Annotated in this window: 26 protein-coding genes; 15 read left to right on the plus strand and 11 right to left on the minus strand. The window is 45.3% G+C overall.

Going from position 1 to position 23,705, the window contains the following annotated elements:
- Positions 1 to 2: 2 nt before the first annotated feature.
- The 3 genes from citE to citC are packed head-to-tail and all read right to left on the minus strand — an operon-like array spanning position 3 to position 2,265.
- On the minus strand, positions 3 to 899 hold the full coding sequence (gene citE, locus HYN51_RS13305) for a citrate (pro-3S)-lyase subunit beta (RefSeq protein ID WP_108900462.1): 897 nt from the start codon (positions 897 to 899) through the stop codon (positions 3 to 5).
- Positions 896 to 1,192 (minus strand): citrate lyase acyl carrier protein, encoded by a 297-nt coding sequence (gene citD, locus HYN51_RS13310; RefSeq protein WP_108900463.1) that lies wholly within the window; start codon positions 1,190 to 1,192, stop codon positions 896 to 898. Before citD ends, citE begins: the two co-directional genes overlap by 4 nt.
- The gene (citC, locus tag HYN51_RS13315) at positions 1,189 to 2,265 is read right to left on the minus strand and encodes a [citrate (pro-3S)-lyase] ligase (protein ID WP_108900464.1); all 1,077 of its coding nucleotides are present in this window, start codon (positions 2,263 to 2,265) and stop codon (positions 1,189 to 1,191) included. The genes citD and citC overlap by 4 nt, the downstream gene beginning before the upstream one ends.
- A 383-nt stretch (positions 2,266 to 2,648) precedes the next feature.
- On the opposite strand from citC, the gene dpiB reads away from it, so the two are divergent.
- The 5 genes from dpiB to degS all read left to right on the plus strand — a co-directional run bounded on the left by dpiB (position 2,649) and on the right by degS (position 8,415).
- Positions 2,649 to 4,229, plus strand: a complete 1,581-nt coding sequence (gene dpiB / locus HYN51_RS13320; RefSeq protein ID WP_329958620.1) for a sensor histidine kinase DpiB — start codon at positions 2,649 to 2,651, stop codon at positions 4,227 to 4,229.
- Between the two features lie 4 nt (positions 4,230 to 4,233).
- Positions 4,234 to 4,923, plus strand: coding sequence for a two-component response regulator DpiA (gene dpiA / locus HYN51_RS13325; protein ID WP_108900466.1), 690 nt, complete (start codon positions 4,234 to 4,236; stop codon positions 4,921 to 4,923).
- Positions 4,924 to 5,207: 284 nt separating this feature from the next.
- The gene (gene zapG, locus HYN51_RS13330) at positions 5,208 to 5,618 is read left to right on the plus strand and encodes a Z-ring associated protein ZapG (protein WP_108900467.1); all 411 of its coding nucleotides are present in this window, start codon (positions 5,208 to 5,210) and stop codon (positions 5,616 to 5,618) included.
- Between the two features lie 260 nt (positions 5,619 to 5,878).
- Entirely contained in the window at positions 5,879 to 7,252 is a 1,374-nt protein-coding gene (degQ, locus tag HYN51_RS13340) for a serine endoprotease DegQ (RefSeq protein ID WP_108900469.1), read from the plus strand.
- A gap of 89 nt (positions 7,253 to 7,341) precedes the next feature.
- Positions 7,342 to 8,415, plus strand: coding sequence for an outer membrane-stress sensor serine endopeptidase DegS (gene degS / locus HYN51_RS13345; RefSeq protein ID WP_108900470.1), 1,074 nt, complete (start codon positions 7,342 to 7,344; stop codon positions 8,413 to 8,415).
- 91 nt (positions 8,416 to 8,506) lie between these two features.
- Here the strand turns inward: degS and murA are convergent, their stop codons facing one another.
- From murA to mlaF, 7 genes are all read right to left on the minus strand, one after another.
- Positions 8,507 to 9,772, minus strand: coding sequence for a UDP-N-acetylglucosamine 1-carboxyvinyltransferase (gene murA / locus HYN51_RS13350; protein ID WP_108900471.1), 1,266 nt, complete (start codon positions 9,770 to 9,772; stop codon positions 8,507 to 8,509).
- Between the two features lie 123 nt (positions 9,773 to 9,895).
- The gene (gene ibaG / locus HYN51_RS13355) at positions 9,896 to 10,150 is read right to left on the minus strand and encodes a BolA family iron metabolism protein IbaG (protein ID WP_108900472.1); all 255 of its coding nucleotides are present in this window, start codon (positions 10,148 to 10,150) and stop codon (positions 9,896 to 9,898) included.
- Positions 10,151 to 10,305: 155 nt separating this feature from the next.
- Entirely contained in the window at positions 10,306 to 10,626 is a 321-nt protein-coding gene (gene mlaB / locus HYN51_RS13360) for a lipid asymmetry maintenance protein MlaB (RefSeq protein WP_108900473.1), read from the minus strand.
- On the minus strand, positions 10,626 to 11,258 hold the full coding sequence (mlaC, locus tag HYN51_RS13365) for a phospholipid-binding protein MlaC (protein ID WP_108900474.1): 633 nt from the start codon (positions 11,256 to 11,258) through the stop codon (positions 10,626 to 10,628). The genes mlaB and mlaC overlap by 1 nt, the downstream gene beginning before the upstream one ends.
- Positions 11,259 to 11,341: 83 nt before the next feature.
- The gene (mlaD, locus tag HYN51_RS13370) at positions 11,342 to 11,857 is read right to left on the minus strand and encodes an outer membrane lipid asymmetry maintenance protein MlaD (protein WP_108900475.1); all 516 of its coding nucleotides are present in this window, start codon (positions 11,855 to 11,857) and stop codon (positions 11,342 to 11,344) included.
- 4 nt (positions 11,858 to 11,861) lie between these two features.
- A complete protein-coding gene (gene mlaE, locus HYN51_RS13375; protein WP_108900476.1) occupies positions 11,862 to 12,644 on the minus strand; it encodes a lipid asymmetry maintenance ABC transporter permease subunit MlaE in 783 nt (260 codons plus the stop codon).
- Complete coding sequence (gene mlaF / locus HYN51_RS13380) at positions 12,644 to 13,447, minus strand: phospholipid ABC transporter ATP-binding protein MlaF (protein ID WP_108900477.1); 804 nt, start codon at positions 13,445 to 13,447, stop codon at positions 12,644 to 12,646. The genes mlaE and mlaF overlap by 1 nt, the downstream gene beginning before the upstream one ends.
- Positions 13,448 to 13,746: 299 nt before the next feature.
- On the opposite strand from mlaF, the gene HYN51_RS13385 reads away from it, so the two are divergent.
- From HYN51_RS13385 to rnk, 10 genes are all read left to right on the plus strand, one after another.
- On the plus strand, positions 13,747 to 14,715 hold the full coding sequence (locus HYN51_RS13385) for a calcium/sodium antiporter (protein ID WP_108900478.1): 969 nt from the start codon (positions 13,747 to 13,749) through the stop codon (positions 14,713 to 14,715).
- Positions 14,716 to 14,779: 64 nt separating this feature from the next.
- Positions 14,780 to 15,748 carry an arabinose-5-phosphate isomerase KdsD gene (gene kdsD / locus HYN51_RS13390; RefSeq protein ID WP_108900479.1) on the plus strand — a complete coding sequence of 323 codons (969 nt, stop codon included), beginning with the start codon at positions 14,780 to 14,782 and terminating at the stop codon, positions 15,746 to 15,748.
- Positions 15,749 to 15,800: 52 nt separating this feature from the next.
- Positions 15,801 to 16,349, plus strand: a complete 549-nt coding sequence (gene kdsC, locus HYN51_RS13395) for a 3-deoxy-manno-octulosonate-8-phosphatase KdsC (RefSeq protein ID WP_108900480.1) — start codon at positions 15,801 to 15,803, stop codon at positions 16,347 to 16,349.
- Positions 16,350 to 16,351: 2 nt separating this feature from the next.
- Positions 16,352 to 16,927, plus strand: a complete 576-nt coding sequence (gene lptC / locus HYN51_RS13400; RefSeq protein ID WP_108902073.1) for an LPS export ABC transporter periplasmic protein LptC — start codon at positions 16,352 to 16,354, stop codon at positions 16,925 to 16,927.
- Positions 16,923 to 17,444: a lipopolysaccharide ABC transporter substrate-binding protein LptA gene (gene lptA / locus HYN51_RS13405; RefSeq protein WP_230514068.1), complete on the plus strand. Its 522-nt coding sequence runs from the start codon at positions 16,923 to 16,925 to the stop codon at positions 17,442 to 17,444. Before lptC ends, lptA begins: the two co-directional genes overlap by 5 nt.
- Positions 17,445 to 17,486: 42 nt before the next feature.
- The gene (lptB, locus tag HYN51_RS13410) at positions 17,487 to 18,212 is read left to right on the plus strand and encodes an LPS export ABC transporter ATP-binding protein (RefSeq protein ID WP_108900482.1); all 726 of its coding nucleotides are present in this window, start codon (positions 17,487 to 17,489) and stop codon (positions 18,210 to 18,212) included.
- A gap of 67 nt (positions 18,213 to 18,279) precedes the next feature.
- Positions 18,280 to 19,710 carry an RNA polymerase factor sigma-54 gene (gene rpoN, locus HYN51_RS13415; protein ID WP_108900483.1) on the plus strand — a complete coding sequence of 477 codons (1,431 nt, stop codon included), beginning with the start codon at positions 18,280 to 18,282 and terminating at the stop codon, positions 19,708 to 19,710.
- 20 nt (positions 19,711 to 19,730) lie between these two features.
- Positions 19,731 to 20,240 carry a PTS IIA-like nitrogen regulatory protein PtsN gene (gene ptsN, locus HYN51_RS13420; protein ID WP_407936351.1) on the plus strand — a complete coding sequence of 170 codons (510 nt, stop codon included), beginning with the start codon at positions 19,731 to 19,733 and terminating at the stop codon, positions 20,238 to 20,240.
- 132 nt (positions 20,241 to 20,372) lie between these two features.
- Positions 20,373 to 21,245 carry an RNase adapter RapZ gene (rapZ, locus tag HYN51_RS13425; protein WP_108900485.1) on the plus strand — a complete coding sequence of 291 codons (873 nt, stop codon included), beginning with the start codon at positions 20,373 to 20,375 and terminating at the stop codon, positions 21,243 to 21,245.
- Between the two features lie 326 nt (positions 21,246 to 21,571).
- Positions 21,572 to 21,964, plus strand: a complete 393-nt coding sequence (rnk, locus tag HYN51_RS13430; RefSeq protein WP_108900486.1) for a nucleoside diphosphate kinase regulator — start codon at positions 21,572 to 21,574, stop codon at positions 21,962 to 21,964.
- 246 nt (positions 21,965 to 22,210) lie between these two features.
- Here the strand turns inward: rnk and pmbA are convergent, their stop codons facing one another.
- Positions 22,211 to 23,551: a metalloprotease PmbA gene (pmbA, locus tag HYN51_RS13435; RefSeq protein ID WP_108900487.1), complete on the minus strand. Its 1,341-nt coding sequence runs from the start codon at positions 23,549 to 23,551 to the stop codon at positions 22,211 to 22,213.
- Between the last annotated feature and the right edge of the window lie 154 nt (positions 23,552 to 23,705).

Below are 23,705 nucleotides of genomic sequence, written 5' to 3' on the forward strand. Positions count from 1 at the left end.
TCTTATTCTTCACGAACGCCGGAAAGCGCTGCGCGTTGTACCACCAGACGAGCACGTTCAATAATCGGGCCGTCAATCATTTTGCCATTAAGCGAAACCACACCCAGACCTTCAGCCACCGCAGCTTCCGCAGCTTCAATTACTCGCTGAGCATGTTCCAGCTCTTTGATGGTTGGCGCATAGAGGTTATGAAGAAGTTCTATTTGACGAGGGTTAATCAATGATTTGCCATCAAAACCTAATTGTTTAATATGCGCCGCTTCATTTAGGAAGCCCTGCTCATTGTTAGCGTCAGAATAGATGGTATCAAATGCCGCAATTCCCGCCGCACGAGCAGCCTGAAGAATTGAACAACGCGCAAAGAGTAACTCAATACCTTCCGGGGAACGCTCGGTACGCAAGTTACGCACATAGTCCTCGGCACCAAGTGCAATACCAATCAGGCGAGGTGAAGCCAGAGCGATTTCAACCGCATTATTGATGCCTTCGGCTGACTCAATCGCCGCCATCATACCGGTACTGCCAACTTCCCGGCCGCATTCCGCTTCAATACGAGCGATATGTTTTTCCATATCAACCACATCTTGAGCACTATCGGTCTTCGGCAAACGGACAATATCAACACCGCCGCGCACTACCGCTTCAAGATCTTTAATACCAAACTCAGAATCCAGCGCATTTACCCGCACAACAGTTTCAATGCTTTGATACATAGGATGCTGTAGAGCGTGGAATACCAGTAAACGCGCGGCATCTTTCTCTCTCAAAGCCACCGAGTCTTCTAGGTCGAACATGATGGCATCGGCAGAATAAATGAAGGAATTACTCACCATGGCAGCGTTAGCGCCGGGAACAAACAGCATACTGCGACGGACCCGCTGTTTTAGAGCTGGATTCATTTTAACGCCCCCCACGGAAGTTCCTTACTGTCACTGGCTCTTAGCAACACCGTTTGCAGACGAGCGCGTAAAATGCAATCCAGAGCGCCTTTATCATCAATGATCAGTTGAACGCCTGTCACACCCAGTTTGGCCAGCGTATCCATCACAGTTTCCCGAATAGCATCGCCAAACTGTTTCTCTACACTGCTGTTTAACTGCAGATCGATCTCCGACCCTCCTAGGGGTGCTATCCGTACCATGACATCACTTGACTCAAGTGTGCCGGCAACGGCCTCTTTTACAATTTTCATAATTCACCTACGGTAATAACAGATTCTTCTGAGGAGGTTCCTGCACTTTTCTGTCGAATATTTGGATTATTAATTAAATAGTTATAAGTGCAGTCGGGTACCAAATTAGCAATAACATCCATCTGTTTTTTAGCCAACAAACGACGTACCCAAGAAGCTGAAATAGCCGTGCCTTCGTGCTGCAAGCGCTCTATTTCAACTAACTCAATAGGAGGGAAAGTTAATTCAGGGGTATTTAGCCAGTAACGCATATCGGCGTTATATTTGCTGGTCACCTCGCAAAAAGGCTCGGTACCCACAAAGCGATGAGTAACACCCAACGCCGAGGCCAAATACTGGCGGAAAATTTTCAGGTCAATTTCGGTATAGCAGTTATCAACAATACCCTGCTCTTTAATAAAGTAACAAGGGAAGGTCGCCCGGGAAATCATATACTCCGATCCGGGATGTACCGTCAGATTAGGAATATTCGCCGTTCCTTCGGTGACCAGTCTTAAGCGATCGACATAGGGAAAAGTGGAAGTATTCTCTTTAACTAAAAACAGATGAAGCCAGTCACACTGTGCTGCCGCCTGCTGCACCAAATATTGATGCCCCAGCGTAAACGGATTGGCATTCATTATAATACAACCAATCTTTTCCCCAGGCTGACGACTGGTGGCTAACTGCTGACTATAACGATGTAACCGGCAGTTGCTATTTTCCATTAAAACCACAATACCGGGAACCGAAGCGATAGGGAAAAAACCACACTGGCGAAACAAAACTTCATTTTGGGTTTTAGTATAAATAAACAGATGGCTATGATGGCGTTCATAAGCCAGATTAACCAGTTCAGTAGCCAGAGAGAGCGCTATCCCTTCTCCCCGCAGTTCTTCATTAATAGCAATGCATTTAATGATATTATCCGCAATACCACCGCAGGCGATAATTTGGCTATCACGCATGACGGTAATAAACTCTTCAACCGATGTATCAATATTCAAATCGTTCTTACGCAGAAACTTGGTGATCTCAGCTATCTTTTTATACTCTGAACGTTTTACACGACTGAATATTGTTGAGTTATACATGTTCTATTCTCTATATAAGTATTTAGCTATAGCAATAAAGAAAAACACTGTGCTTACCTACAGTTTCATCAGAAATTAATAATTAAAATAAAATGATGCGTGTAACATTATCGGGAATGTTATTTTAATAATAAAAAAATAAGCAAATTGGCTAATAAAATCATCGATAACATCATAGTAACTAGGCTGAGGGAGTTAATTGATCTGCTTCACACTTAGCCGAATAAACATTAACATCTTAATGGTTTTTATTTTTTTTATTAATTAAATGCATTTTATAAATAAATTAATTATATTCACTCCTCACACTTCAAATAATAAAAAGTGAATGTTAAATGCGTATTAAAACGAAAAAGGAATATATTAAGGATATGTTAAAAAACATGTCATTCCAATGGCGTGTATTCTTATTATTACTTGTCGCTTTTACGCTCCTGTTAGGCGCATTAAACAAATTCATGGAATATCAGTTGGATAATTATCTGACCGATAAAGTTAGTGAAATCGCCATGAACCAGGCCAAAATCATTGCATCAATGGATGATGTCATCGAAGGCGTAGAACAGAGAGATACTCAAAAACTTAAAAAAATCGCCGACCGTCTTAGTATGGAATCCAACTTTAGCTATTTGGTTATTGGCGATGAAAACTCCATCCGCCTGTATCACCCCAATCCGGAAAAGATCGGCTATACCATGCAGTGGAATAAACCCGGTGCGCTGGAACGAGGCGAAAGTTATATTATCAGCAGCGAAGGTTCGATGGGTCTGGCACTGAGGGCGAAGACCCCTATATGGAATAAAAATAATCAGGTCATCGGTGTCATATCGCTAGGGTATCTCAACAGTAAAATTGATATGTGGCGCTCCAATCAAATCCTTCCCCTCACCAGTGCCCTTCTGTTCATTCTGTTTATTCTTATTCTTCTCTCTTGGCAATTCTCCACCCATATTAAAAAGCAGATGATGGGTATGGAACCCATGGAAATTGCCAGAGTACAGCGCCAGCAAGATGCGCTGTTTGGTGCCGTTTTCGAAGGGCTTATCGCCGTAGATACAGAAGGCAAGATCACCGCTATCAATCAGAATGCCCAAAAAATGTTAAAACTGGCCGGTGCGGTAAAATATCTGGTGGGGCATCAGGTTCAGGACTTAATTACCCCCTCTGACTACTTTCTTGAAACCAGCGGCACCAATCGTATTGATGATCTGCTTATCATTAATAGTTTAAAAATTATTGCTAACCGAGTGGGAATTTGGATTGACGGTGAGTTTCAAGGCTGGGTTATCAGCTTTCGGCGGCATGATGAGATTAATACTCTCAGCGCCCAACTTAGCCAAATCCAACAATACGTTGAAAACCTGCGTACGCTACGCCACGAACATCTTAACTGGATCTCCACCATTGGCGGATTGCTGCAGCTAAAAGAGTATGACCGTGCGCTGGAGATGGTTAAATTCGAATCATCTAACCAACAGTCCCTCATTGATAGTATTAGCCAAATGTTTCAAAACCGCCTGATCGCTGGCCTGTTGTTTGGTAAGTATCATCGGGCGAAAGAGCTCGGGTTGGAAATGCAGTTTGTTCCCGGCAGTACACTGAATGTCAACGCTAATCCACTCACGGACAATGAGTTAGCCAGCATTCTTGGAAACTTGTTGAATAATGCCTTCGAAGCCACATTAAAAAATCCTAATAGTAATAAACTGATTGAGTTTTTTATCTCCGATGAAGGCTCTGAACTGATTATTGAAGTTTCAGATAATGGCTGCGGCATTGATCCTGATATTCGTGACACTATTTTTACGCGAGGCGTGACGTCTAAAAACAGCGGAGACCACGGCATAGGTCTCTATCTGGTCAAAACCTATGTTGACCAGTATAACGGCACCATCACTATTGATGATAATGAACCTAGCGGCACTGTATTCTCTATTTTTATCCCCAAAGGGAAAGGAAGTTAATTATATGAAATACTTAAATATTCTAATTGTTGAGGATGAAACCCCGCTTGCTGAAATGCACGCCGAATTTATTAAGCGCCACAATAGCTGCCGCCAGGTTTGGCTTGCAGGCAACCTTGAGCAAGGGCGCATGATGATTAATAACTTCAAGCCCGACCTGATCATTCTGGATAACTACCTGCCGGATGGTCGTGGTATTGAATTATTGCAAGAACTCTCCGCTGAAAAATATCATGGTGAAGTCATCTTTATTACTGCCGCCAGCGATATTGATACCGTCTCGGAAGCCATTCGTTGTGGCGTTTTTGATTATCTACTTAAGCCAGTTTCTTACGATCGTCTGGAACAAACACTGGTTCGTCTTAGCCATCTGCATCGCGTTCAGAAACAAACGGAAGATGTCAGTCAGTGGCAGGTTGATGAAATGTTTAATACCTTCGCTCGCATTCAGGCGAAACCAACCATGCCCATCGGCATTGACGAAATCACACTAAAGATCGTTCAAGAAGCATTCAGCGATGTGCAAATCGGCTATACCGCTGAAGATATTGCTAAAAAATTGGGATTGAGTCGAACAACAGCACGACGCTATCTCGAATTTTGCTCTAAAGAGCACTTCTTGCAGGCTGAAATTATTTACGGAAAAGTAGGTCGGCCTCAGCGGATATATCGCTTAAACGCTCAGATAGAATAGTAATAACTAATTCATAAATAAAACATTACTGCTGATACGACCGTAAAACCTCCATTACCGGTTTAAGATTAAAAAGTACGTTTTATCATGGTAAGATATAAGGAAATGTCGAACGAGGTTCCCCCGGAGCACTATTTACAGGTATAGTTGCTTGGTAAAAATTGAGGAAGTGGAATTCACTGGTAAGGTGAGTACAGAACTATCCGTAAAAGATGACTTGTCCACTATTACTCTGTTCTCTGGGATTGCCCCTCTGTAATTTGTGACCATAAAAAGGAGTCAATATGACTTGGGAGTATGCACTGATTGCTGGCTTAGTTGTTGGTCTTATCATTGGCGCTTTAGTAATGCGTTTTGGTAACAGAAAACTACGTCAACAAACTGCATTACAGCAGGAGCTTAATAAGAATAAAGCAGAGCTGGAAGCTTACCGTCAGGAGTTGGTTAGCCACTTTTCCCACAGCGCAGAGCTGTTAGAAAAAATGGCCCAAGATTATCGCCAGTTCCAGAAGCATATGATTAAAAGTTCAACCGCGCTGCTACCTGATATGGCGACCAGCGATAACCCATTTAGCTATATCAACTATAAGCCTGTTTCTTCTGCTTCAGAACAAGAGCAACTGTCTGCTAATATCCCACCGAGGGATTACTCTGAAGGCGCTTCCGGATTATTCCGCCCGGAACGCAAAGACTAAATCTCAGATGACGCTATCAACCCCCGATAGCGTCATTTTCTTCTGCTACAATTAATTACCTTTCTTTACTTTATCCGTTTTATCTGCGCCCCGGCTGTATTTGAAGCGTATCACATTTGCTGATATGGCAAATCTCAACCCTTGCTGGCGCTTGAATCATGAACTTTTTGACACTATTTACAGTCATAGCATTAGCTACATTATTTAGTTTTTTGTAATAGTTTAAACATGTAACCTGTTGGTATTGAGAGTATTCATCCATGAAAAAAACCACTTTATTATTAAGCGCCCTGACAGTCAGTTTAGGATTAACTTTTTCCTCAGTACCGGCTGCCAATGCGGCTCTGCCAACCACCGTAGCCGGAGAGCAAGTCCCTAGTCTAGCGCCAATGCTGGATAAAGTTCTCCCTGCTGTTGTCAGCGTATATGTTGAAGGTACACAAGTTCAGCGCCAGCAGATCCCTGAAGAGTTCAAATTCTTCTTTGGTCCAAACATGCCGTCTGAACAACAAAACTCTCGTCCATTCGAAGGATTGGGTTCTGGTGTCATCATCAATACAGAGAAAGGTTATGTGGTTACCAATAACCACGTTATCAACAATGCAGACAAAATTCGCGTTCAGTTGAACAATGGTAAAGAGTATCAGGCAAAACTGATTGGACGTGATGAACAATCTGATATCGCACTGTTACAGTTAACCGATTCTAATCCAAAAGATCTGACCGCTATCAAGATGTCTGATTCTGATAGCCTACGTGTCGGTGATTTTGCCGTTGCGGTCGGTAACCCATTTGGTCTGGGTCAGACCGCTACATCCGGTATTATTTCTGCTTTGGGCCGTAGTGGTCTGAACTTGGAAGGTCTGGAAAACTTTATCCAGACGGATGCATCAATTAACCGCGGTAACTCCGGCGGTGCGCTGGTTAACCTTAACGGTGAACTGATCGGTATTAATACCGCGATCCTCGCCCCTAGCGGCGGTAACGTGGGGATCGGTTTTGCTATTCCGAGTAGTATGGTGCAAAACCTGACCGACCAGTTAATTAAGTACGGTGAAGTGAAACGCGGCATGTTGGGTATTAAAGGCAGTGAAATGACCGCCGAAATGGCTAAAGCATTTAAGGTGGATGCTCAACGCGGTGCATTTGTGAGCGAAGTTCTACCTAAATCGGCTGCGGCACAGGCTGGTATAAAATCCGGTGACGTGATTGTTTCGCTGGATGGTAAAGCCATCAGCAGCTTTGCTGAACTGAGGGCTAAAGTTGCCACCGCTGGCGCCGGTAAGAAAGTGAAAATGGGTCTGCTACGTGAAGGTAAGCCAATGGAAGTCAGCGTTGAGCTGCAAAACAGCGATCAGTCAACCATCAGCGCAGAATCACTCTCCCCAGCCCTACAGGGAGCTAGCTTCAACAATGGTGAAATTAAAGGCACCAAAGGCGTCATGATTAAAGACGTAGAAAAAGGCTCTCCGGCAGCACAAAGTGGCTTAAAAGCGGGCGACATGATCATCGGGATCAACAGCGACCGTACCACCAATATTGGCGAGTTGCGCAAAATACTGGACAGCAAGCCAAATGTGCTAGCACTCAATATTTTACGCGGTGATGACAATATCTATCTAATCTTACGTTAATCCCGATCGTAAAAACGGATACGGCACTATGCCGTATCCGTCCAAGTCATGGTATTCTTCCTTAACCTTTACTATTTTTGACGATATGCATGCTTGCCAAACTGTTACGTTCAATAATTATTGGCTTAATTATTGCTGCTGCTTTACTGCTGATATTCCCCTCACTGCGAGATGCATCGGGGTTGTTCAACAATTCCCTAAATTTACCGCTTAGTGAGTCACCAGTAAGCTATAACAATGCAGTCAGACGAGCGGCTCCGGCGGTGGTTAACGTCTATAATCGTAGTGCCCTTAGTTCTTCTAGCCAGAATACATTGGGGATTAACACCCTAGGTTCCGGCGTTATTATGAATCAGAAAGGTTATATTCTTACCAATAAACACGTTATCGTGAACGCTGACCAAATCATTATTACATTACAAAATGGTCAGGTTTATGAAGCAATTCTGGTTGGTGCCGATACCTTAACCGATTTGGCAGTTCTCAAAATCAAAGAGGACAACCTGCCAGTCATTCCAATTAATTCAAAACGCTCTCCTCACGTTGGCGACGTGGTTCTAGCAATTGGTAACCCTTATAACCTTGGGCAGACTGTGACTCAGGGCATTATCAGTGCTACTGGACGAACCAGCCTGAGTCCTTACGGTCGACAAAATCTACTGCAAACTGATGCCTCGATTAACCACGGCAACTCTGGTGGCGCATTAATTAATTCGCTGGGTGAGTTAGTGGGTATCAATACCCTGTCATTAGACAAGCGTACCGATGGTGATACTCCTGAAGGTATTGGCTTCGCTATTCCTACCGAACTTGCCACTAAAATCATGAATAAGCTGATTCGGGACGGGCGAGTGATTCGTGGCTTTATCGGTATCGAAGGCCGTGAGTTCAGCCAGATGCAAAATCAGGGAAGCCCATTTGATCGGCTGCAAGGAATACTGGTACGTTCCGTAACCCCTGGTGGCCCGGCTGAGGAAGCGGGACTGTTAGTCGGTGATATTCTGGTCAACGTCAACAATAAACCAGCAACGTCTGCCATTGAAGTAATGGATGAAGTATCAGAGATCCGCCCGGGCACTAACATCCCAGTAATTGTATTACGCCAAGGCCAGCGCCTGACCTTCACGCTAAAAATCTCCGAATACCCGGCGCAAAACAACTAACTCATTCCGCACGTTTAAGTAAAAACAGAAAGGGCGCAGAAAATAAAATCTGCGCCCTTTCTACTTTTCAATTAAATAACCAATTTAACCGTTATTCATCTTTTTCTTTAAAACGCTGAATATTAGCACCCAGTGCATTCAGCTTTTCTTCAATACGTTCATACCCACGATCGATATGATAAATGCGGTCAACAACCGTAACACCTTCCGCAATACAGCCCGCCAACACTAAGCTTGCCGATGCGCGTAAATCGGTCGCCATCACCTGAGCAGCAGACAGTTTATCAACGCTGTGACAGATAACCGTATTGCCTTCGATTTCAGCATGAGCCCCCATACGGATCAGCTCAGGAATATGCATAAAACGGTTTTCAAAAATGGTTTCGGTAATAACACCCGTTCCTTCCGCGACCAAATTCAACAAAGAAAACTGTGCCTGCATGTCGGTCGGGAAACCCGGGTGTGGTGCGGTACGAATATTCACGCTGTGTGGACGCTTACCTTTCATATCCAAGCTGATCCAATCGCTACCGGTTTCTATTTCAGCACCGGCTTCGCGTAATTTGGCTAATACCGCATCCAGCATATCTGGACGTGTATTACGGCAAATCACTTTACCACCAGAAATCGCAGCAGCAACTAGGAAAGTTCCGGTTTCAATACGATCAGGCAGTACGCGATAAACACCGCCACCTAAACGCTCAACACCTTCAATGGTGATATGATCGGTTCCCGCTCCGGTGATTTTCGCACCTAATGTATTCAAGAACTCTGCCGTATCAACAATTTCGGGCTCACGCGCCGCATTCTCGATAACAGTAGTCCCTTCCGCCAGCGTTGCTGCACTCATGATGGTTACCGTTGCACCTACGCTCACTTTATCCATCACAATATGAGCCGCTTTCAGACGACCATTAACCGATGCTTTAACATATCCTTCTTCCAGCTTAATCTCTGCGCCCAGTTGTTCTAGGCCAGAAATATGCAAGTCAACCGGACGAGCACCGATAGCACATCCACCCGGCAGGGATACCTGACCATAACCAAAACGAGCAACCAATGGCCCCAGAGCCCAAATAGAAGCACGCATGGTTTTTACCAAATCGTAAGGCGCACACAACTCAGTTACATTGCTGGCATCAACAAAAATCGAACCATTACGCTCAATTTTTACCCCCAGTTGGCCCAGCAACTTAAGCGTGGTATCAATATCTTTCAACTTTGGTACATTCTGTAGCTCTACCGGCTCTTCCGCCAACAGTGCTGCAAAAAGAATGGGTAGCGCTGCATTTTTAGCGCCAGAAATCGTCACTTCACCACTTAGTCGGGTGGGACCCTGTACTCGAAACTTGTCCATAATCGCTCTCTCTAATACAACAACATTTAAAAGGTCAGATGCTGATTTAATATTTCTTGTTATGCGTTGTTATTTAATCAGCACAGATAAAATCACTAGCAGCCTGTAGGGTTATTGACCCCATTACAAACCACTCAGTTTACGGTCACGATCCCATTCTGTCGGGGTATAAACCTTAATCGACAGTGCATGGATACGGTTATCAGAAATATATTCCATCAGAGGCGCATAAACGGCCTGCTGCTGTTTAACTCGACTCATACCGTCAAACATATCACCAATCGCAATCACCTGAAAATGGCTACCGTCACCGGTGACGCGAACATCTTGCAGATTTAATGCATCGAGCAAAATTTGTCTTATTTCGTTAGTATCCATCATCTTCACTATATTAATCAGAAAGGTTCTGTTTTTTAGAATAAAAAAAACAGCTCAAATTAGCACATCCGCTCAGATTCGTTATAAAAACATCGCGGAGATATAGATAACTATATCTCCGCGACTCATTTCAAATCAGCCTGATGAACATACTATCACACCATAGTTGATGTACTCACGAGGTAAGGCTGAATAATTTGTTGCAGATTATACAGAGACGCTAACATTTGCAGCTTCTCCGTCATTCCCACCAGTTTTAACGGCTGCTTGCGTACTTCACCCTCATCAAGCAGATGAACCAGCACAGCTAATCCTGCGGAATCCACCCGGGATAGGCCAGATACGTCAATCGTTGTGATATCAGCACTGATAACCTGCTGCCTCACTTTCCAGAACGGCAGTAATGTTTCGCGATCTAAATCACCGCTTAACATTATTACGCCATTTTCAGCCTGCCAGTTCAGAGCGTTCTGCATTATTTTTTATCATCCAACGTAATTGGCTGACTAGCCGCAGTATTCAACTGCTTAGTTAAGCCATCTACACCATCACGACGCAAGGTTTCAGCCCACTCATTCTGCTTGGTGGTGATCATGCTGATACCTTCAACAATCATGTCATAGGCCTGCCATTCACCGGTTTTGGTATTTTTGCGCCATTGGAAATCCAGACGAACTGGAGGACGACCGTTGGTGTCATTAATAGTGATACGGATAGAAATGTTATCTTTATCACCTAATGGTTGTTCAGGGGCTATTTGATACTTTTGACCATGATACATGGCTAATGCCTGTCCATAGGCCTGCTCCATATAAGCTTCAAACGCTGGCATATAAGCATCACGCTGTGCCGGAGTCGCATCACGATAATAACGACCTAATACCAATGCGCCTGCATATTTAACCTGAATATAAGGAAGCAGCTCTTCCTTCACCACGGTTCGTAGATAGTTAGGGTCTTGTTTAATCTTAGGTTGTTCATTTGTCAGGCGGGTAAACACCTTTTCCGCCGCCACTTGCATCTGTTGGTAAGGATTACTGGCATCAGCCGCATTTGCCGCCAAAGGGGCAATCATGAAAAGTGCTGCCATCATCAAACGTTTTAACATAGCTGTTCCTCTTATCCTACTGTTGTCCATAATGTGAATAAACATGGTTAACTCCGTAACCAACCTCTTGCCAGCCGGACATATTATTTAACCGGAGCAGGCGCAGTACTATCAGCAGCAGGTTTTTCATCACCGCCACTTTTATATAAAAACTGCCCGATAAGATCCTCTAATACCATCGCTGGCTTGGTATCTTTAATCTCATCGCCATCTTTCAGAATTTTGGTACCCATATCTTCATCTTCAAAGCCAATGTTCAAAGCCAGAAACTGCTCTCCTAACAGGCCGGAAGTACGAATAGATAAAGAACTGGTATCCGGAATATGACTAAAACGCTGCTGCATATCCATTGCCACACGCGGGAGATAACTCTTCTCATCAAGCGTAATATCGGCCACACGACCAACCAAAACGCCACCCACTCTTACCGGAGAACGCGCTTTTAAACCGCCGATATTATCAAATGTCGCGTAAAGCCGATACGTTGGCTCATTACCCAAAGATTTTACATCTGCGACTTTTAAACTCAGGAATAAAAGTGAGCACAAGCCAATCAGCATGAACACGCCTACCCAGATTTCCGTTTTTTTACTTTGCATCGATTTAATTCCCAAACATCATTGCGGTCAGTACAAAATCTACGCCTAACACGGCGAGAGAAGCATGTACGACGGTACGAGTAGTCGCCTGGCTAATTCCTTCCGATGTCGGAATACAGTCATAGCCATTATAAAGCGCAATCCAAGTGACTGTGATTGCAAATACTACACTTTTAATTAAACAGTTCAGCAGGTCGGTGTGCCAGCTAACGGAATCCTGCATTGCAGCCCAGAAGAAACCATCATCGATTCCTTTCCAATCCACGCCAACCATCGCGCCACCCAGAATACCTACCGCGACAAAAATAGCGGTTAGCACAGGCATACTGATAAAACCGGCCCAAAACCGTGGGGTAATAACCCGACGCAGTGGATCTACGGCCATCATTTCTAGGCTAGAAAGCTGCTCGGTCGCCTTCATCAGGCCAATCTCCGCGGTTAACGCTGAACCTGCCCGACCAGCAAACAGCAGCGCGGTAACAACCGGACCCAGCTCGCGTAGCAAAGAGAGCGCTACCATCATACCCAGACTGGCTTCTGCGCTGTAAGTGGTCAGAATAAGATAACCCTGTAACCCCAGAACCATTCCGATAAACAGGCCGGAAACCATAATAATCAACAGTGACTGAACGCCAACAACATACAGTTGCTTAAGTAAAAGCGGCCACTGCTTGCGAAACGCCGGCTTTCCAACCAGAGCCCCATACAACATCAGCCCAGAACGTCCAAAGGAGATGCAAAATTGGATACCACGACGCCCTAAAGACGCCAATGCCTGTAGCAACATTAACTTAGTAACTCCGTTTTATAATCACTGGCCGGAAAACGGAAAGGAACCGGGCCATCTGCCACACCGTCCAGAAATTGTCTGGCTCGAGGGTCAGGATTTGCACGTAATTCGTCCGGCGTTCCTTCTGCAATAACACGATGTTCTGCCACGATATAAGCGTAATCAGCAATACTCAACACTTCCGGCACATCGTGTGAAACAACAATACAGGTGATACCTAATGAATGGTTAAGCTCATCAATAAGTTTAACCAGTACCCCCATAGTGATGGGATCCTGACCGACAAAAGGTTCATCGAACATAATCAGTTCAGGTTCAAGGGCAATTGCCCGAGCCAAAGCGGCTCGCCGTGCCATACCGCCCGACAGTTCTGCCGGCATCAGGTTAGCTGCGCCACGCAAACCAACGGCTTCCAGCTTCATCAATACGGTGCTGCGGAGTAATACTTCGGGTAATTGAGTATGTTCCCGCAAAGGATAAGCCACATTGTCGAACACCGTTAAATCAGTGAACAGTGCACCCGACTGGAACAGCATGCTCATCTTTTTACGGACTTCATACAAATGGCGACGGGAAAGCGTTGGGATGTTATCCCCGTCAAAAATGATATCACCGCTATCCGGTGCCAACTGCCCACCGATTAACCGCAATAATGTGGTTTTACCTATACCTGAAGGGCCCATAATCGCAGTCACTTTACCGCGGGGTACCGTCAGGTTGATATCCTGAAATATTGGACGACCATTACGGGAAAACGACATTTCCCGTACTTCGACCAAATTGGCTGCCGATTTAATCATAACGTCCTTAAACTATCAGGATGAATACCCATATCGTCCATCATAAGTATTAATATACTTTGGCTCAACATTTCATTCCCTTTGATAAACAGAAGTAGAAACGCAAGCTGTGTTTTACTTTTCATCCAACGCCAGTCAAAATTAACCCAAGGATTTTACCCATGTTCTCAATCTGAGCCAAAGCCCCTTGTGATAATTCAGCAATAATCGTGTTAAACGACATCTGAATATTACTGTCCATCTGACCTGACTAAGACGAATAAATGAATGAAAAAGTTCAATTTTAAACAGGATAACGCATGCTAATTGCCATAGTAATGCTGTTTATTGGCCTCATTCTGCTGGTTTATGGTGCCGATCGCTTAGTTTTTGGTGCTATGGCTATCGCCAATACCTTAAATGTTCCTCGTCTTGCCGTTGGCATTATGGTTACCGGTGTAGGGACTTCTCTGCCAGAGTTGGCGTTTTCGGTTACCGCCGGGCTTAACGGCAAAACGAATATGGTGGTCGGTAATGCTATTGGTTCTAACATTACCAACACATTACTCATTTTAGGATGCGTTGCGATTATTCGCCCACTGAGTCTGCATTCTAAACGACTAAAGCGTGAAGCGCCCTTACTGTTTCTGATCATGTTACTGGTGGGTTTTGTCCTTTATGATAACCAGCTCAGTCGCAGTGATGGTATTATTCTGCTGGTCGCCTTTATCAGCTTTATGGCGCTGGTATTCAAAATGAGTAAACGTAATTTTCTTCGAGAGATGGATTCACTTTCTGTTAGTCAGGAAGCTGAAACGCCCAAAGAGATAAGCCAAACCGTCGCGTTTTTATGGATACTAATAGGTGTATTGGTTTTACCTATTGCCGCCAAAATAACGGTAGACAACGCCACCGTTGTTGCACGCTATTTAGGCTTGAGTGAACTGATGATAAGCCTCACAATTATTGCTATTGGCACCAGCCTACCAGAATTGGCAACCGCCATCACCGGCATGTATAAACATGAAGATGACATGGTGCTGGGTAATGTCATTGGCTCGAACATTTTTAATATTTTAGTCGTCATGGGGATACCGGCGTTAATTTCACCGGGCAGCTTCTTCAGCGAAGCTTTTCGCCGTGATTACTGGATTATGCTGGCAGCTAGTCTGCTCCTGACTCTACTCTGCGTAGGTCACAGCCGTCGATTGACGCGTCCAATGGGAATCGTGCTGCTGGCTGGTTTTACCCTTTATATTGGTGTGCTGATGTATTCCACGTACGCCTGAATTTAAGTTTCCTCTAGCCAAAATAAGACAAAGGAAACGTTATTGATGACAGTGAGAATGAGTAATGTCTAACTTTGATTTTCAACAAGCAGGAAAAAAAGTTCTTGATATTGAACGGTCCGGGCTTGAACAACTCTATCAATACATCAATCAGGATTTTTCACGGGCCTGTGAGCTCATGTTTCACTGCAAAGGTAAAGTCGTGGTCATGGGAATGGGTAAGTCCGGACATATTGGCTGTAAAATGGCAGCCTCTTTTGCCAGCACCGGAACACCATCCTTCTTTGTACATCCGGCCGAGGCCAGCCACGGGGATTTAGGCATGATCACCGCGGATGACATTGTGATTGCGATCTCTTACTCCGGCGAATCCAGTGAGATTATGGCGCTTATTCCGGTGATTAAACGTTTACAAATTCCATTGATCTGCATGACCGGTAATCCAAACAGTTCGATGGGAAAGGCAGCCAATGCTCACTTATGTATTAACGTTCCTCAGGAAGCTTGCCCTCTGGGATTAGCTCCAACAACTAGCACCACAGCCACACTGGTGATGGGCGATGCGTTAGCTGTTGCTTTATTAGAAGCTAAAGGGTTCACCGCAGACGATTTCGCCCTGTCACATCCTGGGGGGGCGCTTGGACGCAAACTGTTATTACGCGTTAGTGATATTATGCACACCGGTGATGAAATTCCACGGGTGAATAATCAGGCATCACTGCGCGAAGCGTTGGTGGAAATTACCAGAAAGAATCTGGGTCTGACGGTTATATGTAATGATGATATGTTAATTCAGGGCATCTTTACCGACGGTGACCTGCGCCGAGTCTTCGACCAAGGTGTAGATATTAGCGATGCTAAAATTGCCGATCTCATGACCAAAGGTGGCATTCGTGTTCACCCTGATATGCTAGCAGTAGAAGCCCTGAATCTGATGCAGTCACGCCATATTACTGCCGTTTTGGTGGCCGAAGGAAATCGATTAGTGGGCGTAATCCATATGCATGATATGCTGCGCGCCGGCGTGGTTTAAGGCAGAATAGCTGGTTTGCACTATTTAAGTGAAAAACGAAAAGAGCATAAACATGATTAACACCTGCTACGGCGCGGTAAGCAAAGATATTTTTCAACGGGCGGCCCAAATTCGACTGTTGATCTGTGATGTGGATGGCGTCATGTCCGATGGCCTGATTTATATGGGGAATCAGGGAGAAGAGCTAAAAGCCTTTAACGTACGAGATGGTTATGGTATCCGTTGCCTGATTACCTCCGGCATTGATGTCGCCATTATCACCGGACGTAGCGCTAAACTGGTTGAGAATCGTGCCAAGACGCTGGGAATTACCCATCTATATCAAGGACAATCTGATAAACTGGTGGCCTTTGAGAAAATACTTAAAGAGGTCTCTCTGATGCCAGAACACGTGGCTTATATCGGTGACGATCTGATCGATTGGCCAGTGATGCAAAGAGTCGGTTTGGCGGTAGCAGTGGCTGACGCACACCCACTGCTTCTACCAAAAGCACACTATGTAACGCAAATTGCGGGTGGTCGTGGTGCTGTACGCGAGTTATGTGATTTAATTCTACAAGCGCAAGATAAACTCGAAGGGGCACAAGGGTTATCCATATGAATATAAGCAAGACAAAGCTAAGCCTGACGATTGTACTAACGCTAATCGCTTTAGGTCTTATTGGCTGGAATCTGGCTGATTTTGATGATAATAAAACCATCGTGCCACCGGATGATAACGACCCCACCTATCAGAGCCAACAAATGGCTACGATAGTGTACAATCCGGAAGGTCAGTTAAATTACAAATTAACGGCGGAAGACGTAAAATATTATGCCTCTCCGGAAGATACCTGGTTCACTAAGCCTGTTATGATCATGTATGACAAGGAACAAGTGGCGACCTGGTCGGTGCGCTCCGAACGCGCCAAATTAACCAAAGATCGTATGCTTTATCTTTATGATAATGTTGAGGTCAACAGCCTGACAACCGCGTCACAGCTGGAAAGAATCAAGACTAACAGTGCTGATGTCAATCTGGTGACTCAGGATATCAGCTCTGACGATCATGTTACTCTGTACGGGGCTAATTTTACCTCCGAAGGAATGAAGATGCGTGGTAATCTGCGCAGTAGAACAGCTCAGCTGATTGAAAAGGTAAAAACCTATTATGAAGTTCAACCAAAAGCCGGTAATTAAATTCAGCCATCATCATAAAAACGTGGTTAACAGCGTGGTAGCCGGCATACTTCTGGTTACCAGCGCCTCTGCATTTGCATTAAAGGATGATACAAATCAGCCGATTAACATTAGCTCCGCTCAACAGTCATTAGACATGAATGGTAATGTCGTTACCTTTACCGGTGATGTTGTTGTTAAGCAGGGAACCATTGATATTCGTGCGGATAAAGTCGTCGTGACTCGCCCTGAGGGTAACGAAGGGAAAGAAGTGGTAGAAGCATTCGGTAATCCGGTGACGTTCTACCAAATGCAAGACAGCGGTAAACCGGTCAAAGGCCGGGGTTCAAAACTCCGCTATGAATTGGCTAATGACTTTGTTGATCTGACGGGCAATGCCTATCTGGAACAGTTGGACAGTAATGTTCAGGGCGACCGTATCACCTACAAAGTGAAAGAGCAGAAGATGGAGGCGTTCAGCAACAAAGGCAAACGCGTAAACACCGTTCTGGTACCATCTCAGATACAGAAAAAATAAACACTTTTAACCGCAGTTAAAGAAAAGAGTAAACAATAGCGAATGGCAACGTTAACAGCAGAGAATCTGGCCAAGGCCTACAAAGGTCGCCGAGTGGTAGAAGATGTCAGCCTGACCGTCAACTCCGGTGAAATCGTCGGTTTGCTTGGGCCTAACGGCGCAGGTAAAACTACCACATTTTACATGGTGGTCGGTATTGTTCAGCGTGATGCTGGTTCAATTCTTATCGACGGTGAAGATATCAGCCTGTTGCCTTTACACGCCCGTGCGCGTCGCGGTATAGGCTATCTACCACAGGAAGCCTCTATTTTCCGGCGCCTGAGTGTTTACGATAACCTGATGGCAGTACTACAAATTCGCAACGACTTAACCAACGAACAGCGGGTAGATCGTGCCAATGAACTGCTGGAAGAGTTCCATATTGAGCATCTTCGTAAAAACCTCGGACAATCCCTCTCCGGAGGAGAACGCCGTCGGGTTGAGATTGCCAGAGCGCTAGCCGCTAATCCTAAATTTATTTTGCTGGATGAACCCTTTGCCGGCGTTGACCCGATATCGGTTATTGATATTAAAAAAATCATTGAGCACCTGCGTGACAGCGGACTTGGCGTACTCATTACCGACCATAATGTACGTGAAACGTTGGACGTTTGTGAACGCGCTTATATCGTTAGTCAGGGTCGTTTAATTGCTCATGGAACACCATCATCTATTCTAGAAGATGAACATGTGAAGCGGGTCTATTTAGGCAATGAATTCCGATTGTAGCGGTTGCTACCCTATGGAACATTCACGTAGCCATTCTGGAACGCGATAATAAGTGTAATATGCCATTATGAAGCAAGGTTTACAGCTCAAGTTAAGTCAACAATTAACCATGACACCTCAGTTGCAACAGGCCATTCGCCTGTTGCAACTGTCGACACTTGAACTGCAACAAGAGATTCAGATCGCACTGGAAAGCAACCCGTTGCTCGAACAGGCGGATAATCATGACGAGATAGATTCTCGCGAAGAGATCGAGCATGAACAGCTCGATACTAGCGAAGCACTACAGCAGTCTGATATTCCTGAAGACCTCCCTCTCGATACCTCATGGGATGAAATTTATACCGCTGGCACACCGTCTGGCACCCATAACGATTATGGCGATGACGAACTTCCGGTATTTCAGGGTGAAACCACCCTGACGCTACAAGACCATCTCATGTGGCAGATGGATCTCACCCCGTTTTCCGATCTGGATAAAGCTATCGCTACCGCCATTATTGATGCGGTGGATAATACCGGTTACCTGACCGTCTCTCTGGAAGAGATCGCCGACAGCCTAGGGCAAGATGAGGTCGAACTCGACGAAATTGAAGCGGTACTGAAGCGCATTCAGCGTTTCGACCCGGTGGGTGTTGCAGCCCGCGACCTGCGAGAATGCTTGCTGGTGCAGCTTTCTCAGCTATCTTCTGATACACCTTATCTGAATGATGCTCGCCAGATTGCCGATCGTCATCTGGCACTGTTAGGCAGCCATGATTTCCGTTCATTGCTAAAACTAAGCCGTATCAGCGAAGAGGCGCTAAAAGGCGCCATGCAACTGATTCAAAACCTCGATCCTCGCCCCGGTCAGTCCATTCATGCCAATGAGTCTGAATACGTTATTCCTGATGTGTTGGTTCGTAAAGTTCAGAATAAATGGGTGGTTGAACTCAACACGGAAAATATCCCACGCTTGCAGATTAACCAACACTACGCCTCAATGGCAAATACTCACAATGCCAGCGATAATCAATATATCCGTACCAATTTGCAGGATGCTCGTTGGCTGATCAAAAGCCTTGAAAGTCGTAACGATACGCTACTTAAGGTAACGGAATGTATTGTAGAACGGCAGGAAGAATTCTTTGAACTGGGCGCAGAATATATGAAGCCCATGGTTTTGGCGGATATCGCCCAAACGGTTGATATGCATGAGTCAACCATCTCACGCGTAACAACGCAGAAGTACTTACATAGCCCCAGGGGGATATTTGAGTTAAAATACTTCTTTTCCAGTCACGTTAATACCGATAGTGGTGGCGAAGCTTCCTCTACTGCAATTCGTGCACTGGTTAAAAAATTGATTTCGGCTGAAAACCCCGGTAAGCCGTTGAGCGACAGTAAAATCGCCAGCATGCTCACCGACCAAGGGATTATTGTTGCCAGAAGGACGGTAGCAAAATACAGGGAGTCGTTATCTATTCCCCCGTCAAATCAGCGTAAACAACTGATCTGACTCAATGGTTCCTACACATGATGAACACGTTATCTACCATGCAACTACGCTCTATTCTGAAATTAGACAGCACACGCAGTGCCGTTCACTGCTCCAGTAAAAAACGGGCGTTAGAGATTGTCAGCGAGATGGCTGCCAGCCAATTGAATATACCAACCAGTGTGGTGTTTGAGGCTATCCTCAATCGTGAACGCATGGGCAGCACCGGTATTGGCGCAGGCATTGCACTTCCACACGGGAAACTGGAAGAAGACACGACTCGTGCCGTAGGCGTATTTATCACTCTGGATAGCCCTATCAGTTTTGATGCTGTCGATAACCAACCGGTTGATATCTTATTTGCCCTTTTAGTTCCGGCAGATGAATGCCAAGCTTATCTGGCAACACTATCAGCCATCGCCCAACGTCTGGCGGATAAAACTCTGTGCCGCCAGTTACGAATGGCACAAACCGATGAAGAGCTTTATCAGCTATTTACTCAGGAATCGTCTGATAAAGAGAATGAACCAACTGAAAATCAATCTGTTTAAAAACGATTGTTCGTGTTAACGTTTATTCGGTTAGGGTTGATGTTTAACCCAAAGCAACACATGAAGTGTTGTGTAAGGTCCAGATACCGGCGATATTGATATCGTATCGTGATGATTAAGAGGAATAGCAACATGGTGCTGATGATTGTCAGCGGCCGCTCAGGCTCAGGTAAGTCCGTAGCGCTGCGCGCTCTGGAAGATATGGGTTTCTACTGCGTCGATAATTTACCAGTAGTCTTATTGCCCCAATTAGCCGAAACGCTGGCAGAAAGGAAGACATCGGCGGCGGTCAGTATTGATGTGCGAAATTTACCTGAAACGCCAGAAATTCTGGAAGAAGTGCTGAATAATCTGCCGGGTGATTTCTCTCCTCAGCTACTGTTCCTTGATGCCGACCGTAACACTCTGATCAGACGTTACAGCGATACTCGTCGCCTGCACCCGCTGTCGAATAAAAATTTATCATTGGAAAGTGCCATTGATGAAGAGGACATTCTGCTTGAACCATTGCGTTCACGGGCAGACCTAATTATCGATACCGCAGAAATGTCAGTTCACGAACTGGCTGAAATGTTGAGAACTCGACTGCTTGGCAAGCGCGAACGCGAGCTAACCATGGTATTTGAGTCATTTGGCTTTAAACACGGTATTCCAATCGATGCCGACTATGTTTTTGACGTACGTTTTCTGCCAAACCCGCATTGGGATCCGAAACTTCGGCCAATGACCGGTTTAGATAAACCCGTCGCTTCCTTTTTGGATCGCCACACAGAAGTACATAACTTTATTTATCAGACTCGTAGCTATCTTGAACAATGGTTACCGATGCTGGAAACCAATAACCGTAGTTATCTGACAGTGGCTATTGGTTGTACCGGTGGTAAACACCGTTCCGTTTATGTGGCGGAACAACTGGCAGATTATTTCCGTTCCCGTGGGAAAAACGTGCAATCACGTCATCGCACGTTGGAAAAACGTAAAAATGACGCGAAAAACAGTAATTAAGCGTAAAAAGTCGTTAATTAGCCTTTGCTCTGCTTTACTGATATGATTCATTTAGCGTCTTATCGTATTGCACCGGTCGTCAAAATACCCGGTAAACCAAAGGCGATCTAAAGCTAGGATCTGTAGAGCGTGATCCCGATCTCTTTAATTTAACGTGGTTTTATTAATATTCAGGAAACAGCGCTTTTAGCCCCCGCATTCAACCTGCGGGGGTTTTGTTTTGCTTAGTATATGATTTTACTGTTGGCCTGAAACTCAGGCCAACAAACAATGAACCCTAAAATTAGATAGGACTAGTCTAATCAAAGATATTATCGGAGTGATGTATGCTTAAACCCGCCATAATCATAAATGAACTGGATGCAGAGCGTATCGACATGCTGCTTGAACACCCTGAATTCGCTTCATCACCGGTGGCTCAGGCACTCAATGCAGAAATCGATCGGGCAGAAATTGTCGCGCCAGGTGAAGTTCCCGCCGATGTTGTGACCATGAACAGCCGGGTGCGGTTTATCGATCTCAGCACGCAGGAAGAACGGATTCGCACTCTGGTATTTCCTCACGACCTGAAAGACAGTGCTGAACAAATTTCCGTTATGGCTCCTATCGGTGCTGCTCTGTTAGGAATGCGGGCAGGCAATGATATCAGTTGGCATTTACCAAACGGTACCGTCACGCAGATTAAAGTGCTAGAGATATTGTCTCAGCCGAAGCCGTAAAGCACGACGACTTGCTCCACCCTCGAATTTTTTTATTTGAATATGAAATGGGCAGACTTCTGATGAGGTCTGCTTTTTTGTTTATAGCGAATAATAAAAGCAAACAAGCCAATTGGCATTTCAGGGGATTCCGGCCGTAATAACAAAGTGACTATTTGCCACTGTGCTCGGCCGGAGGCTCGTCGGTACTTGAGTTCGGAGTACATCGGGCCACGTTAATGACAACAAGGCCACGACCTTCAAATATTACTCACCTGCAATCTTCATTTGCTCCAACAGAACCGAGCCACATTGGATGTTGCTGCGGGTTTCAATATCATCGCCAATAGTGACCATATTACGGAACATCTCTTTCAGATTACCGGCAATAGTGATTTCACTGACCGGATACTGAATTTCGCCGTTTTCAACCCAGAAACCCGCGGCTCCACGAGAGTAATCGCCAGTGACAGTACTGACACCTTGGCCCATCAATTCCGTCACTAACAGGCCGCGATCCAGTTGTTTTAACATGGCGTTAAAATCATTTCCCTGGCCTTTTATGCGCCAGTTGTGGATGCCTCCGGCATGACCGGTATTGACCATATTTAATTTACGAGCGGAATAGCTGGTCAGAAGATAGGTTTCTAAAACCCCAGCCTTGACGATATCCCGAGTTTGAGTACGAATACCTTCACTGTCAAAGGGTGTAGAAGCCATACCTTTAAGCAGGTGTGGATATTCACCAATTGTCAGCCACTCTGGCAAAATCTGTTGGCCTAAGTGATCCAGTAAGAAAGACGATTTCCGATAAATATTCCCACCGCTGATGGCTGAAACCAAGTGACCAAATAGTCCGGTTGCCACTTCTGCCGAAAACATGACAGGAGCCTGCATGGTTGCCAGCTTACGCGGATTCAGGCGAGCTAAGGTACGACGTGCCGTTTCCTGCCCTACCCATTCCGCACTTTTCAGATCGGCAATATCGCGGCCAATGGTATAGGCGTAATCGCGTTCCATATCACCATTATGTTCTGCAATCACACAACACGACATGGAATGGCGGCTAGAACAGTAGCTTTGCAGCATACCGTAACTATTACCGTAAACTTTGATGCCATAGTGACTGTTAAAGCTGCCACCTTCACTGTTAGTAATGCGGCTGTCCGCTGACATGGCGCTGCGTTCTGCCAGTGCGGCCTGCTGAATAAAGCGTTCAGCATCCAGTTCAGTTGGGTGGAACAAGTCTAACTCTGGCGATTCAAAAGCCATCAGTTCACGTTCACCCAGTCCTGAATAAGGATCAGGTGAAGTATAGCGAGCAATATCCAGCGCGGCCTGAACGGTACGGGCAATGGCGTCTGGGCTTAAATCCGTGGAAGAGGCATTGCCCTTACGCTGCTGATGATAAACCGTAATGCCTAACGCACCATCGCTGTTAAACTCTACGTTTTCCACTTCACCAAACCGAGTAGATACACCAATACCGGTAGATTTAGTAATGACAACTTCCGCGGCGTCTGAAGTGACTTTAGCAAGCTCCAAAGCTTGGGCTACCGCCTGCTCTAATATTTTACGTTGTTCTGCAACTTGAGTGACTATTTTCATTGTTCAGGGCTCTGCCATCATCAGAAAAGAATTGAATGAAGTTTAACAGGATCTGCGCCCGATTTCGCAGAAAGCCAACAACCTGTTAAGATTAATCTCCAGATTTCGTCCCCGGCACTAGCCTATTCGGACGCTGTTTATCCTATAATAATGG

The sequence above is a fragment of the Limnobaculum parvum genome (genome assembly GCF_003096015.2).
Taxonomy (GTDB): domain Bacteria; phylum Pseudomonadota; class Gammaproteobacteria; order Enterobacterales; family Enterobacteriaceae; genus Limnobaculum; species Limnobaculum parvum.

Bases quoted from the DNA above. Each gene is read 5' to 3' on its own strand.
- citE (WP_108900462.1), bottom strand. From the start codon at position 899: ATGAATCCAGCTCTAAAACAGCGGGTCCGTCGCAGTATGCTGTTTGTT.
- citD (WP_108900463.1), bottom strand. From the start codon at position 1,192: ATGAAAATTGTAAAAGAGGCCGTTGCCGGCACACTTGAGTCAAGTGAT.
- citC (WP_108900464.1), bottom strand. From the start codon at position 2,265: ATGTATAACTCAACAATATTCAGTCGTGTAAAACGTTCAGAGTATAAA.
- dpiB (WP_329958620.1), top strand. From the start codon at position 2,649: ATGTCATTCCAATGGCGTGTATTCTTATTATTACTTGTCGCTTTTACG.
- dpiA (WP_108900466.1), top strand. From the start codon at position 4,234: ATGAAATACTTAAATATTCTAATTGTTGAGGATGAAACCCCGCTTGCT.
- zapG (WP_108900467.1), top strand. From the start codon at position 5,208: ATGACTTGGGAGTATGCACTGATTGCTGGCTTAGTTGTTGGTCTTATC.
- degQ (WP_108900469.1), top strand. From the start codon at position 5,879: ATGAAAAAAACCACTTTATTATTAAGCGCCCTGACAGTCAGTTTAGGA.
- degS (WP_108900470.1), top strand. From the start codon at position 7,342: ATGCTTGCCAAACTGTTACGTTCAATAATTATTGGCTTAATTATTGCT.
- murA (WP_108900471.1), bottom strand. From the start codon at position 9,772: ATGGACAAGTTTCGAGTACAGGGTCCCACCCGACTAAGTGGTGAAGTG.
- ibaG (WP_108900472.1), bottom strand. From the start codon at position 10,150: ATGGATACTAACGAAATAAGACAAATTTTGCTCGATGCATTAAATCTG.
- mlaB (WP_108900473.1), bottom strand. From the start codon at position 10,626: ATGCAGAACGCTCTGAACTGGCAGGCTGAAAATGGCGTAATAATGTTA.
- mlaC (WP_108900474.1), bottom strand. From the start codon at position 11,258: ATGTTAAAACGTTTGATGATGGCAGCACTTTTCATGATTGCCCCTTTG.
- mlaD (WP_108900475.1), bottom strand. From the start codon at position 11,857: ATGCAAAGTAAAAAAACGGAAATCTGGGTAGGCGTGTTCATGCTGATT.
- mlaE (WP_108900476.1), bottom strand. From the start codon at position 12,644: ATGTTGCTACAGGCATTGGCGTCTTTAGGGCGTCGTGGTATCCAATTT.
- mlaF (WP_108900477.1), bottom strand. From the start codon at position 13,447: ATGATTAAATCGGCAGCCAATTTGGTCGAAGTACGGGAAATGTCGTTT.
- HYN51_RS13385 (WP_108900478.1), top strand. From the start codon at position 13,747: ATGCTAATTGCCATAGTAATGCTGTTTATTGGCCTCATTCTGCTGGTT.
- kdsD (WP_108900479.1), top strand. From the start codon at position 14,780: ATGTCTAACTTTGATTTTCAACAAGCAGGAAAAAAAGTTCTTGATATT.
- kdsC (WP_108900480.1), top strand. From the start codon at position 15,801: ATGATTAACACCTGCTACGGCGCGGTAAGCAAAGATATTTTTCAACGG.
- lptB (WP_108900482.1), top strand. From the start codon at position 17,487: ATGGCAACGTTAACAGCAGAGAATCTGGCCAAGGCCTACAAAGGTCGC.
- rpoN (WP_108900483.1), top strand. From the start codon at position 18,280: ATGAAGCAAGGTTTACAGCTCAAGTTAAGTCAACAATTAACCATGACA.
- ptsN (WP_407936351.1), top strand. From the start codon at position 19,731: ATGAACACGTTATCTACCATGCAACTACGCTCTATTCTGAAATTAGAC.
- rapZ (WP_108900485.1), top strand. From the start codon at position 20,373: ATGGTGCTGATGATTGTCAGCGGCCGCTCAGGCTCAGGTAAGTCCGTA.
- rnk (WP_108900486.1), top strand. From the start codon at position 21,572: ATGCTTAAACCCGCCATAATCATAAATGAACTGGATGCAGAGCGTATC.
- pmbA (WP_108900487.1), bottom strand. From the start codon at position 23,551: ATGAAAATAGTCACTCAAGTTGCAGAACAACGTAAAATATTAGAGCAG.